Here is an 11,979-nt window from a genome sequence, read left to right on the forward strand (position 1 = left end):
GATGCAGCCTAATCCGACACTCGACCAGCTTCAGATCCTCGTGGCCGTTGCCGACACCGGCAGTTTTTCCGCCGCCGGCCGCAAGCTCAACCGGGCGCAATCCGTCATCAGCTACGGCATCGCCAATCTCGAGGCGCAACTCGGGCTGAAGCTGTTCGAGCGCGAGGGCACGCGAGAGCCGCAGCTGACCGAGATCGGTCGGGCGATGCTGGAAGACGCGCGGCGGATGATCAGCGTGCTGCACCGCATACGCTCGCGCGTCGATGGTCACCATCGGGGGCTGGAGGCGGAAGTCGCGCTGTCGGTGGATGCGGCGCTGCCTTCGCCAGTGCTGGTGCGGGTGCTCAAGGCGTTCGAGGCGCAATTTCCGACCGTGATGCTGCGCCTGCACATCGGCACACTCGGCGTGATCCCCGACCATGTTGTCGGTGGCCAGGCCGATCTCGGCATTGGCGGCCTGCTGGGCGATGTCGACGTCCACCTGGTGGGCATAGGCTTCATGTCGATAGTGCTGGCGGCCGCGCCCACCCACCCTCTGGCGCTGCTGCCCAAACCGGTCGCGATCGAGGACGCGCGCGAACACACACAACTCGTCGTCACCGACCAGTCCGAGCGTACCAAGGGGCGCGATTTTGGCGTCTTCGCCTACCGAACCTGGCGGCTGACGGACCTGCGCACCAAACATATGTTGATGCGTGAGGGGCTGGGCTGGGGCGGGCTGCCGCGTTGGCTGATCGCTGACGATCTGGCTACCGGCCGTCTCGTGGAACTCGACCTCGAGCCTTTCAGAGAGGTGCGTTCGCCGCTTTATGCCATGCACCGCGCCGACCGCAGCCCGAAGCCGGCGGCGGCCTGGCTGATCGACCAGTTCAAGCGCCAACTTGGCTGCTTCAACGAGTTCGAGCCGGGCGAGGTGCCCGACGAAGAGCCGGAAATTTCCAGCGCACAGATTTGATTCCAACCTTTGCCCTGGATCTCATCGGCGGGAAGCCTCGGATCACGCGCGGGACAACCCATCGATCAGTGTCGTGAGAACGGTGCGGTAGTCTTCGGCCGAACCGCCCGCCTCAATGGCAAGTGCCGCGCGGTCGAAGGCGGCGGCGAGCAGGGCGGTCGTCGCTTCGGCCGGAAGCTTCTTTATGGTCCGCGCCCGCATCGCCGCGACCAGCCCTTCGCGCAGCGAGCGATTGCCATGGCGGTTGTCGATGGCGTCCATTTCGGCGCGGCCGAGCACGGCCGGGCCGTCGAGCAGCAGGAGCCGCGTGCGGCCGGGCGCGCGCATGGCGGCAAGATAGGCGTCGGAGCCGGCAATGAGCGCGTCGCGGGCATTGAGCGAAGGCGGCGCTGCGCCCTCGATCTCCCGCGCCACGGCCTCTGCCTCCTGCTCGACGACGGCGCCGAACAGCGCCTGCTTGTCGGAGAAGTGGTGGTAGAGCGCGCCGCGCGTCACGCCGGCCGCGGCGACGATCTCTGGTGTGCCGGTCTCGGCGTAGGATTTTTCGATGAACAGTTTTCGCGCCGCGGCGATCAGATCGGCGCGTGTCGCCTCGGTGCGGTCACGGTTGGAACGGCGCGCTGATCTCTGTTGCATACATGCAGCCTGTATGTTAATTCAATTTACATGCAGACTGTATGTTGCTTGACGGGAGAAGGAAAGTTGAAGACGACCAGCTATTATCCGGTGCTGATGACCGGGGACGTTGCCGGCACAGCGGCGTTCTATGTCGAACATTTCGCCTTCCGGCCGCTGTTTACGAGCGACTGGTACGTGCATCTGCAATCGGTGGAGAGCAAGCGCGTCAATCTCGGTATCGTGCAAGGCGACCATGAGACGATCCCGGAAGAGGGACAGGGTCGGAGCTCGGGCCTGCTGATCAACTTCGAAGTCCGTGATCCCGATGCGGTCTATGAGCGGATCACAGCCGCCGGCCTGTCCATCCTTCGGTCCCTGCGCGACGAGCCTTTTGGCCAGCGCCATTTCATCACCAGGGATCCCAACGGCGTCCTGATCGATGTCATCAAGCCGATCCCGCCAAGCGAGGAATTCCTGGCACAGTATGCGCAGGGTGCAGTGAGCGCCTGAGTGGAAACCCTCAACCAGCCCTTGCCACTGGCGTCACTGTCACCTGGCTGACACCGGTGCGGCGCACCACCGTGCACCGCGTCTCGCGGCCGATCCGCTCGGCGTCGAGCAAACGCACCAGGTCGTCGACGCCGGTGACCGGTCGGCCGTCTATCGCGGCGACGATATCGCCTTCCCTGAGGCCGGCCTTGGCCGCAGGGCCCTCCTTCTCGACGCCGCGCAGCCGAACCGCGGTCTTGCTCGATACTTGTGACAGAAGGGCTGCGCGACGGGGCAGGTTGACGGTGTCGGCCGACATCCCGATGAAGGCGCGACGGACGCGGCCGAAACGGATGATCTCCGAAATGACGAAATTGGCGGTGTTGGAGGCGACGGCAAAGGCAATGCCTTGCGCACCATGGATCATGGCGGTGTTGACGCCGATCACCTCGCCCGCCGAGGATACCAACGGTCCGCCGGAATTGCCGGGGTTGAGCGCGGCGTCGGTCTGGATGACGTCGTCGATCAGCCGCCCGGTGGAAGCGCGCATCGAGCGGCCGAGCGCCGAGACGACGCCCGAGGTGACGGTCCATTCGAAGCCGAGCGGGTTGCCGATGGCTATGGCGATCTGGCCGCGCCGCAGGCGCTTGGAATCGCCCAGCGGCGCGACATCGGCAAAGCTGCCATCGGCGCGCACCAGCGCGATGTCGGTGTCGGCGTCGCGGCCGAGCACGCGGCCTTCGCTGGAGGCGCCGTCGGGCATCGATACGCGCACCGTTCTGGCATCGCCGACGACGTGGAAGTTGGTGACGACGAGCCCATCATGCGCAATGACGAAGCCCGACCCATGCCCGCCCTGGCCACCGATGCGCTCGATGCGGCAGACAGCCGGGCCGATGCGGTCGACAGCATCGGCCACCGTCGTCGAGTAGGCGTCGAGCAGCGCGTCGTCGGATTGGAATTTGGCGGCAGCAACGGCCATTGGCAGGCTCCATGTTTTCAGGCGCAACGATGACTATATGTGCGGAGCGGCTTCATCCGCCGCGACCTGACCAGATGGCCAGTCGCCCGGCCGACTAGCCGTCAGGCGAGTATCTCCAAGCGCGCTGCCGCGCGATATCTGGGGCATGGATGAACCCAGGAGACTGCTATGAGCGAATTCAATCTAAGTGCCTTTTCGGAAGCCGTTGCCGATCTGGCAGCCAAGGCGGCACCGGCGACCGCGAGCTTCACCACCCACAATCATCGCACAGCGAGCGCTTTCCATTGGCGCGACGGCTACTTCGTTGCCGCCGAGGAAGCCGTCGAGGCCGGCGAGGAGATCGAGCTGACGCTGGCTTCGGGCGAGACGGTGAAGGCCGATCTTGTCGGCCGCGATCCCTCGACCGGCGTCGCCCTGCTCAAGCCGGCCGGTGCTACCAATGCCGAGCCGTTGGCCAAAGCGGATGCGGTGCGGCCCGGCAATATTGCCGTCGCCATCGGCAACAGCCGGGGTTCGGCGTTGGCAGTTTCAGGCTCGGTCGGCGAAGTCGGCCCGGCCTGGCGCTCAATGCGCGGCGGCACCATCGACCGGCGCATCAACCTGGCGGTGGGCGCCGGCGGCCGTTTCGAGGGCGGCCCGGTGCTCGATGCCAAGGGCGCGCTGATCGGCATGCTGTTGTTCGGGCCGCGCGGCCGCGCGCTGGTCATGCCTTACGAGACGATCGAGCGAGCGGTCGCAACGCTGCGCGAAAAAGGCCATGTCGCCCGCGGCTATCTCGGCGCCGGTCTGCATCCGATCCGTGACGGCGAGGCCCGCGGCGCCATCGTCATGAGCCTTGATGACAACGGTCCGGCCAAGGCCGCCGGCCTTTCCCTCGGCGACATCATCGTCGCCTGGAACGGCGAGGCGGTGAGCGGCCCGCGCGAGCTGATCCGCAGGCTCGGCCCCGACAGTGCCGGAGCTTCGGTTACGCTCGGTGTCGTGCGCGGCGGAGAACAGCGCGACGTGGCGCTGACGGTCGGCGAAAAGCCGCTCAGCTGAGAGGATTAATGGACGCGATCGCGACAGGCAAGATGACGCAAAGCAGCACCGGCGAGCGGCAGCTGGTCGTGCTGGTCGCGCTCGGTGACGCCGCGCGCGCCGAGCGGCTGTCCGCGTCGCTTGCCGCGACCGACGATCTGCTGCCGGTGACGCCGGGCAGCAGCGAAGCGGTCGATGTCGCCATCGTCGACGAGACCGCCGGCCCCACGGGTGCGGGAACAGGGGAGGGCGACGCCGTTCCCGCCGCGACCGCGCGGGTGCTGTTGTCTTCGCAGGCCGGCCTGGCACGGCCGCAGGGGCAGGTGTTCGCCGTGCTGCCAACGGCGGCGGATGCAATGCTGATTGCGGCCGCCGCCAGGCTGGCGGCGGCCGGCTACCGCGTCTTTGGCGACAGCGGATCCGTTCCCGGCCGCCGCGATGATTTCCACGGCGGCGATATTGGCGGCGACGGCCTTTTCGACGAGGAGCATCCCGACGAGCATGCCGCCCGCCCGACGCTGTCGCCGCGAGAAGCGGAAGTGCTGGCGCTGCTGGCCGAAGGCGCGCCCAACAAGGTGATCGCGCGGCGGCTCGACATTTCCGTTCATACGGCGAAGTTCCATGTCGCCGCGATTCTGATCAAATTGGGCGCTGCCAACCGCACGGATGCCATCGCCATTGCGATGCGGCAGGGGCTGGTGCTGGTCTAGGGTGACGTCTCAGCCAGGATTTGACGATCATCGTCAAAGTCAGCGCTGCCCCTATAGCTCCAGATCATTTACAGCGGCAAGGAACGGACCCTCCGCAGCGTCACCGTCAGCCGCTGCCGCAAGCTCTTGTATCCGGGGACCGCCACAGGCAAGGATCGCGCTACGAGACAAGCAAGCGGAGGAAAAATGTCGCTCAAGGGAAAGACGCTGTTCATCTCCGGCGGGTCGCGCGGCATCGGGCTGGCGATCGCTTTGCGCGCCGCGCGCGACGGCGCCAATGTGACGATCGCGGCCAAGACCGCTGAGCCACATCCGAAGCTGCCGGGCACGATCTACACCGCCGCTGAAGAGATCGAGCAAGCCGGCGGCAAGGCGCTGCCGGTCCTGTGCGACATTCGCGAGGAGGCGCAAGTGGCCGAAGCGGTGTCGAAGACGGTCGAAAAATTCGGCGGCATCGATATCTGTGTCAACAATGCCAGCGCCATCCAGCTCACCGGGACCCTGGAAACCGACATGAAGCGTTACGACCTGATGCACCAGATCAACACGCGCGGCACGTTTCTCGTTTCCAAAATGTGCATTCCGCACCTGAAGTTGGCCGGGAATCCTCATATCCTGAATCTGGCGCCGCCGCTCGACATGAAGGCCAAGTGGTTCAAGAACCATGTCGCCTACACCATGGCCAAGTTCGGCATGTCCATGTGCACGCTGGGCATGAGCGCGGAGTTCGCCAAGGACGGCATCGCGGTCAATTCGCTGTGGCCGATCTCGACCATCGATACCGCGGCGGTGCGCAATCTTCTGGGCGGCGCGACGGTGGCCGCGATGAGCCGTTCGCCCGAAATCATGGCCGATGCCGCGCATGCCATCTTCATGCGACCATCACGCGAAGCGACCGGCAATTTCTACATCGACGAGGAAGTGCTGCGCGCCGAGGGGATCAGCGATTTTTCGGTCTATGCGCCGGGTGCGGCCGGGCCGCTGGCCGGCGACTTTTTTGTCCCGGACGAGGTGTTTGCCAATTCCGGCACGAAGATCAGGACGGCTTTCTAAAGATGTATCGAGGCGCAATTCCGGATGGAACTCGGTTTCAGACTTTCCTGCAGTTGCTCTGAGCAAAAAGCCCCGCCGGAGAGGGCCGGCGGGGCTCAGTGCGTCCCGCTGGAGTCGGGACGGGGCAGGGAACGCCCGATCCTGAATCTGGGGTAGGCAAACTCGCGATTCAATGAGCGGGATCTAACACCAGGACAATTCTTGTTGAACTTGGGCCGTTGCCCGCGATCTCGCCCATCCCGGTTCAGCCGGGATGGGCCTTTTGCCGATCTGATTCCAGAAGCCTGCTCAAGCGGCTGGAAATGCAGACATTTGATCGACCATGATCTTTTCCGAAAGCCGGTTTCCGGCTCCCGGATCCTGGTCAGTTGTTGCTCGCCACCGGCGCCACCAGCGAGGTGATGCGACGGATGGCGACACGCCGGTTCTCGCGGTTGGGGCCTGAGGTGTCGACCTTCAGATATTCCTCGCCATAGCCCTGCGTGGTCAGGTTTTCAGGCGGTATGCCGAAGGCGTTGGTCAGCGCTTCGGCCACCGCTTCGGCGCGGCGGTCCGACAGAGCGAGGTTCGCCTCCGGTGTGCCGACAGCGTCCGTGTGGCCTTCGATAAGGAAGGTCTCGGCCGGGTTCTTCTTCAACAGCTTCTCCATGGCCGTGGCGACACCCTCGAGCTTCTGCACCTCGGCATCGGAGATCGAGGAAGAGCCGAATTCGAAGTTCAGCGTGTCAAGATCGATGCGTCGGGCAATGTCGCGCACCCGTGCGGAACGCTTGACCTCGTTGATCGAATAGAGGCGCTGCACCTTCTCCACCGGCGGTTGCTCGAGGAAGGTGTAGTAGTCGTCCGGGCTTTCGACCTCTTCGGAGTCAAGGATGTAGTCCCGGCGCGGAATGGTCAGCCGCATCGGTGGTAGGTCGTCGCCCGGATCGCGCCAATCGTTATCGTCGTCGTAGCTTCGTTCGTCGACATAGCTCAACACATACTCATGACCGTCGGGCATGATGCGCGACCGCTGGATGATGTCGCCGTAGCGGTTGCGGATGGTGACGATCTGCACGCCGTTGTCGCGCTCGACTGTCTCGCGCGTGCGGCCTTGCGACAGATCCTCATAGTAGACATCCTTGGCGCCGCGGGTCAGGCGCGGCCGGTCACTGCTCTGAACGTATGTCTGATCGTTGAGCTGAATGATGACGCGATCGCCGATCTCCTTGAGCACGTCGACACCCTTGGGGCGGCGGCGGTCGCGGATGTTCTCGTCCGGTGCGCGCTCGAGGCGTTTGCCCTTCTCCTCGGTAACCGGGACGATTTTTTCCGGTTTGATCTCCTGCTGAGCAGCTCTATCGTCGGTCGGGGGCGGACCCTGGTCGACGGGAGCGACCGCGGGTTGGCGGCCCTGAGCACCGCCCTGCCGGGCGTTTTGCCCACCATTCTGCTGCTCGCCATTTTGCTGCTCGCCATTCTGGTTGGCGGGGTTCCTGCTGGCCTGGCCGTTCTCGCCGCGGCCGCGGCGTCTGGCATCCTTCTGGCTGTCGAGAATGGGGGCAGCGTTCTTGTCGGCGGACGTCTCGGCCTGCTCGGGGTTTTGCCCCTGGACAGGCGCGGCCTTGCCGGCACTGGGCTGTTCACCCGTGGCCGGCTGCTCGCCCGTTGCAGGCTGCCTGCCGGTTTGCTGTTGTTCGCCATTGGCCGGCTGCTGTTCGCCATTGGCCGGCTGCTCGCTAGCCGGTTGTCTGGCGTTCTTTTTCCTCTTGTCCTGGGGTTGTTCGCCCTGGGCTGCCGGCCGCTCGCCTGAGGGTGCCGGTTCTGCCTTGGGTGCTTCTGCGGCAGGTGCTTCCTTCGGTGTCGGCACGGCGCTGGGCTCGGCCTGCTGCTCCTGTTTGCGCTTCTTGCGCTGGTTGTCGTTGGCAGGTTCCGTTTGGCCCGCCGGTGCCTGTTCGGTCTGCTGTTGTTGGTCGCGCTTCTTCCTGCGCGGCTGCTGTTCCTCGGTGGCGGGTGCTGCCTCACCGGCTGGCGCCTGCTCGGTCTGCTGCTGCTGGTCGCGCTTCTTCCTGCGCGGCTGCTGTTCCTCGACAGCGGGCGCGGCTTCACCGGCGGGCGCCTGCTCGACCTGCTGCTGGTCGCGCTTCTTCCTGCGTGGCTGTTGTTCCTCGGCAGCTGGTGCGGCCTGCTGCGCGGGGGCCTGTTCGGTCTGCTGTTGCTGATCGCGCTTCTTCCTGCGCGGTTGTTGTTCCTCGACAGCGGGCGCGGCTTCACCAGCCGGCGCCTGCTCGACCTGCTGCTGATCGCGCTTCTTCCTGCGTGGCTGTTGTTCCTCGGCGGCTGGCGCGGACTGCTGTGCGGGTGCCTGTTCGGTCTGCTGTTGTTGCTGATCGCGCTTCTTCTTGCGTAGCAGTTCCTGGTCGCTCTGCTGTGCATCGTCAGTCTGGGTGTCCTGGGCCAGGACCAGCGGCATTGCGCTGTCTCGCATGGGGCCGAACGCGGCACTTCCCTGAAGCGGGGATGCGCCCAACGGCGCGGATGCTATCAGCAGGCCGAGTGCGGTGCCTGCCAGAATCCGTGGTTGGCGTTTCATCGAAATTCTCCTTGTGGGGTCCCATCCTTGCCGAAACCGATTTTAACGAAATTGGTTCCGGCGGCTCAGGGTTAGGGACCGTACGGGGCGATTGGCCGGCCTTTTGAAGGCAACTTCATGTCTTTCGACGGGGGTGCCGCCCCATTCCAGCCTTTGCCCTGCTTGACCTTCGCGGCGGCTGGGGCCACATGCCGGAGATGGAAACGCCGTTCTGGAAAACAAAGACGCTGGAAGCAATGAGCCCGGCCGAGTGGGAATCGCTCTGCGACGGCTGCGGCAAATGCTGCCTGTCGAAGCTCGAGGACGAGGATACTGGCGACATCTACTGGACCAGCGTCGGCTGCCGCCTGTTCGACGCGCAGACATGCCGCTGTTCGGACTATCACAACCGGCTGGCGCGCGTTCCCGATTGCGTCGGGCTGACGCCGCAAAATGTACGCACCATCAGTTGGCTGCCCAGCACCTGCGCCTACCGGCTGGTCGCGGAGGGGCACGATCTCTACTGGTGGCACCGTCTGGTGTCGGGCAGTGCCGAGACGGTGCATGAGGCCGGCATGTCGATGCGCGGCCGGGTCAAGGCCAACGAGACGGATCTGGCCGAGCCGGAGGATTATTTCGACTATATGCTTGACGACGAGCCATAAGCTCGCATCGGGACGAGGAACCATAGCTCGCATCGGGATGACGAGCCCTGAGGCCGGTGTCCGCAAGGGCGCGCAGGAACCAGGAACCATGCGAGACGTTTGGGGCACATTGTTGGAAAACCCGTAGAAGCTTCCTTTTTCCGCCACATGAACCGCCGATGAACGGCAGGTTCGTAAATAGTTCAGACAGGCGGGTGCATTCTCCCATCATCGATTTCAAGAGGACGGGCGAGAGCCCGCAACAAGGAGAGAAGACCATGTTCAACTCGGTGAAAACGGCAGCCCTTTCGGCCCTCGTCGGCCTCGGCACGCTGGCGGCCGTTCCCGCCCATGCCGACAGCCTTTACCTGGGCTTCGGCAACAACAACGATCCGCGCTTCGGCGTCTATGCCGGCGATGACGGCTATCGCCACCGCCGCGATGAACGCCGCGACGACTGGCGCCGCGGCTGTTCGCCCGACTGGGCCCTGAACAAGGCCGAACGCATGGGGCTGCACCGTGCCCGCGTCGTCGACGTCAGCCGCCGCACGGTCAAGGTGATGGGCCGCCAGTATGGCGACCGCGTCGTCATCGTGTTCGCCAATGAGCGTGGTTGCCCGATCATCAACCGCTGAGCCTCTTAAGGCGCGACCTTCTGCGAGGGTTGGTAGCGGCATGATCCTCTGCGGGGTCAGTCGGCAGACACCCACCCTCTGCGAAGATCGATCCTGTCAGGATCAGTCTGGAGACACGACCTTCTGCGAAGGTCGGTCTGGAGTAGTGGAGCCGCTTTCCTTCGGGAAGAATGCGGCTCAAAAAACCCGCGGGAGCGATCCCACGGGTTTTTCATGCACCACGGCGGACGGTTCAGGGTCGGGCTCGGCCATGGACCATCGAAGACGCTTATTTCAGTTCGAAGGTAACGGTGACCTGGACATTGTAGGCGTTCTCGCCGGCCTGCACCGGAGCAGCACCGACGGCCGCGTCGAAGGCCTTGGCGTTGATCGGCATCGGTGGCGGCGCGATGTTCTGGTCAGTGATTTCGATCACCCGGCCTATACTGACGCCGGCTGCTTCCGCCAGCGTCTTGGCCTTGGCCATGGCATCGGCCACCGCCTTTTTGCGCGCTTCGGTGACGGTGGCAGCCGGATTGTCGTTGGTGAAGACGATGCCGCCGCCCTGGTTGACGCCCAGCGACACCGCCTTGTCGAGGATCTCACCGGTCTTGTCGACGTCGCGCACGCGCACCGACAGTGTGTTGGTTACCTGGTAAGCAATCAATTCGGCCTCCTGGCCGCCGTCGGGCTTGTTTGTGTAGTTATAGCGCGGATTGATCTGGATGCCCGCGGTCTGGAGGTCGCGGTCCTTGATGCCGGCCGACTTCATCGCGGCGATCACGGCCGCCATGGCGTCGTTGTTGGCATCCAGTGCGGCGCTCGCCGTCTTGGCTTCGCGCATGACGCTGAGCGTCAGGACCGCCAGGTCGGGCGCTACAGTCGCCGCCCCTTCGCCCGAAACCACGATACGGGGCGGTGTCGGCGACTCAGCGGCCGCGGCCAGCGTCGGAAAGGCGATGGCGGCGGCGAGTGCGAGGGGCAAAAGAGGTCTGGTCATGAAATCTCCTCGGGTAAGCATATCCGCGCCCAGCGGGCGCACGCGGCTCCTTATGGCGCGATTATGGGCTGATTTGGACGATTGTGACCAGCGGTCCCGGAAAGCCTTGTGCCGCGATGCGAAAAACATTAATCCAGCCCGCGTGGGGCCTGTAGCTCAATGGTTAGAGCCGGCGGCTCATAACCGCTTGGTTGGGGGTTCGAGTCCCTCCGGGCCCACCATGACCATTGATTTGCAAGGCTTCGCGTGAAGGGTAGACAATAGGGTTAGACAGTCGGTTAGACAAACCTCTTTATCAGCCGCGTCATGCCATCCACAGCAAGCCGCTCCTGCTCCGCATCCTTGCTGTAAAGCTCCACATGATCCAAGTCGTCGTGCCCCAGGATTCCGGCCGATTGCTTCGACGTGGCGCCTTCCTCCGCCAGGTATTTCCCCAGCGTCTTCCGAAGCCCGTGCAGGGTACATCCCGGCGCCATGTCGGCCATCTCTGTCCAGTGCGCCATCATGCCCGTGAGAGACTTCTCCGAGAACGACTTGCCATAGGCGTTGGCAGCCACCGTGTCGGTTTTCCTTGGCAGGTTGATCAAGGCGTCTTTCAGCATCGGAAGCATGAGCAGGCGAAGAACCTTGCCCGTCTTGGCTTGACGTACCGTGATCCGATCCTTGGCAAAATCCACATCCGACCACAGTTGCGAGGCTACATCGCCGCGCCTGTTGCCCGTCCACAGCGCCAAGGCATAGACGGCTCGCGGCATGGTCCCGTTTGGCCATCGCTTTTCGAATGCGGCACGTTCGTCTTCGGTCCACGCTCTCCAGCCGGTATATTCGGGTCTCCATCCGATCTTCAGGGAAGGATCGAACTCGATCCAATCTTGGTCCATAGCCTCCGTAATCAACCGGCGAACGGCTGTAAGGATGTGCTTGGCCTTGTGGGGCGTCTCGCCATGCTCTTTCAGAATGAGCTTGACGTGCCTGCGGCGAAGATCGGAAACCGGGATAGTTGCCCAGAGTGTGGGGTTGTCCTCCGCCACCTTGGACGCAAGGAATTCCTTGGTCAGCCGCTCGTTCTTGTATTTCGTCGCCTCGTCCAGCTTCCGCCACTCGATCCCTTTTTGGACAAGCCGCCAGGCATCGGCAAACGTCTTGGGGATGATTGTCTTCGGATGGGCGATTACCTCCGCTTGGCGAGGCTCCCGGCCCTCCACAGCCGCGCTGTACGCCTCCTCGAACTCGGGATGGCCAGGCTCTTGCGGCAGGTAGATGGACTTTCCCGCCCGCCTGAAGCGGTAGCGGGTCGTTCCATGCCGGTCTTCGAACGGCGAGACGTAGGGGTAACCTTCCAT

At 64.2% G+C, this 11,979-nt stretch carries 13 protein-coding genes and 1 tRNA gene; 9 read left to right on the forward strand and 5 right to left on the reverse strand.

The genetic code is table 11. The features are described from left to right. Position 1 precedes the first annotated feature (1 nt). Positions 2 to 955, forward strand: a complete 954-nt coding sequence (locus FJ959_RS22045) for a LysR family transcriptional regulator (RefSeq protein ID WP_140560664.1) — start codon at positions 2 to 4, stop codon at positions 953 to 955. 42 nt (positions 956 to 997) lie between these two features. Here FJ959_RS22045 and FJ959_RS22050 read toward each other — a convergent pair whose 3' ends face one another. After that, entirely contained in the window at positions 998 to 1,591 is a 594-nt protein-coding gene (locus tag FJ959_RS22050; protein WP_140631960.1) for a TetR/AcrR family transcriptional regulator, read from the reverse strand. Between the two features lie 66 nt (positions 1,592 to 1,657). On the opposite strand from FJ959_RS22050, the gene FJ959_RS22055 reads away from it, so the two are divergent. Further along, a complete protein-coding gene (locus FJ959_RS22055; RefSeq protein ID WP_140631963.1) occupies positions 1,658 to 2,083 on the forward strand; it encodes a VOC family protein in 426 nt (141 codons plus the stop codon). Positions 2,084 to 2,093: 10 nt separating this feature from the next. On the opposite strand, the gene FJ959_RS22060 is transcribed toward FJ959_RS22055, so the two are convergent. Next, on the reverse strand, positions 2,094 to 3,044 hold the full coding sequence (locus FJ959_RS22060) for a trypsin-like peptidase domain-containing protein (protein WP_140631966.1): 951 nt from the start codon (positions 3,042 to 3,044) through the stop codon (positions 2,094 to 2,096). A gap of 168 nt (positions 3,045 to 3,212) precedes the next feature. Here FJ959_RS22060 and FJ959_RS22065 point away from each other — a divergent pair, with 168 nt between their 5' ends. From FJ959_RS22065 to FJ959_RS22075, 3 genes are all read left to right on the forward strand, one after another. Next, positions 3,213 to 4,085, forward strand: coding sequence for a S1C family serine protease (locus FJ959_RS22065; protein ID WP_140631968.1), 873 nt, complete (start codon positions 3,213 to 3,215; stop codon positions 4,083 to 4,085). 8 nt (positions 4,086 to 4,093) lie between these two features. Beyond that, the gene (locus FJ959_RS22070; RefSeq protein ID WP_140631971.1) at positions 4,094 to 4,774 is read left to right on the forward strand and encodes a helix-turn-helix transcriptional regulator; all 681 of its coding nucleotides are present in this window, start codon (positions 4,094 to 4,096) and stop codon (positions 4,772 to 4,774) included. A gap of 186 nt (positions 4,775 to 4,960) precedes the next feature. Beyond that, positions 4,961 to 5,827 (forward strand): NAD(P)-dependent oxidoreductase, encoded by an 867-nt coding sequence (locus tag FJ959_RS22075; RefSeq protein WP_140560668.1) that lies wholly within the window; start codon positions 4,961 to 4,963, stop codon positions 5,825 to 5,827. 364 nt (positions 5,828 to 6,191) lie between these two features. Here the strand turns inward: FJ959_RS22075 and FJ959_RS22080 are convergent, their stop codons facing one another. After that, on the reverse strand, positions 6,192 to 7,676 hold the full coding sequence (locus tag FJ959_RS22080; protein ID WP_226880540.1) for an OmpA family protein: 1,485 nt from the start codon (positions 7,674 to 7,676) through the stop codon (positions 6,192 to 6,194). A gap of 99 nt (positions 7,677 to 7,775) precedes the next feature. Here FJ959_RS22080 and FJ959_RS32355 point away from each other — a divergent pair, with 99 nt between their 5' ends. The 3 genes from FJ959_RS32355 (at position 7,776) to FJ959_RS22090 (ending at position 9,657) form a co-directional block, all read left to right on the forward strand. Next, positions 7,776 to 8,216 (forward strand): hypothetical protein, encoded by a 441-nt coding sequence (locus FJ959_RS32355; protein ID WP_246678992.1) that lies wholly within the window; start codon positions 7,776 to 7,778, stop codon positions 8,214 to 8,216. 380 nt (positions 8,217 to 8,596) lie between these two features. After that, complete coding sequence (locus FJ959_RS22085) at positions 8,597 to 9,043, forward strand: YcgN family cysteine cluster protein (RefSeq protein ID WP_140524949.1); 447 nt, start codon at positions 8,597 to 8,599, stop codon at positions 9,041 to 9,043. A gap of 257 nt (positions 9,044 to 9,300) precedes the next feature. After that, positions 9,301 to 9,657: a hypothetical protein gene (locus FJ959_RS22090; RefSeq protein ID WP_140516721.1), complete on the forward strand. Its 357-nt coding sequence runs from the start codon at positions 9,301 to 9,303 to the stop codon at positions 9,655 to 9,657. 268 nt (positions 9,658 to 9,925) lie between these two features. On the opposite strand, the gene FJ959_RS22095 is transcribed toward FJ959_RS22090, so the two are convergent. Further along, the gene (locus FJ959_RS22095; protein WP_140631976.1) at positions 9,926 to 10,636 is read right to left on the reverse strand and encodes an SIMPL domain-containing protein; all 711 of its coding nucleotides are present in this window, start codon (positions 10,634 to 10,636) and stop codon (positions 9,926 to 9,928) included. Positions 10,637 to 10,781: 145 nt separating this feature from the next. Between FJ959_RS22095 and FJ959_RS22100 the strand changes: the two genes are divergently transcribed. Continuing rightward, positions 10,782 to 10,857: transfer RNA gene (locus FJ959_RS22100), tRNA-Ile, on the forward strand. A gap of 57 nt (positions 10,858 to 10,914) precedes the next feature. Here the strand turns inward: FJ959_RS22100 and FJ959_RS22105 are convergent. Then, positions 10,915 to 11,979 (reverse strand): tyrosine-type recombinase/integrase, encoded by a 1,065-nt coding sequence (locus FJ959_RS22105; RefSeq protein ID WP_140631979.1) that lies wholly within the window; start codon positions 11,977 to 11,979, stop codon positions 10,915 to 10,917.

The organism is Mesorhizobium sp. B2-2-4 (assembly GCF_006442375.1).
Classification (GTDB): Bacteria; Pseudomonadota; Alphaproteobacteria; order Rhizobiales; family Rhizobiaceae; genus Mesorhizobium.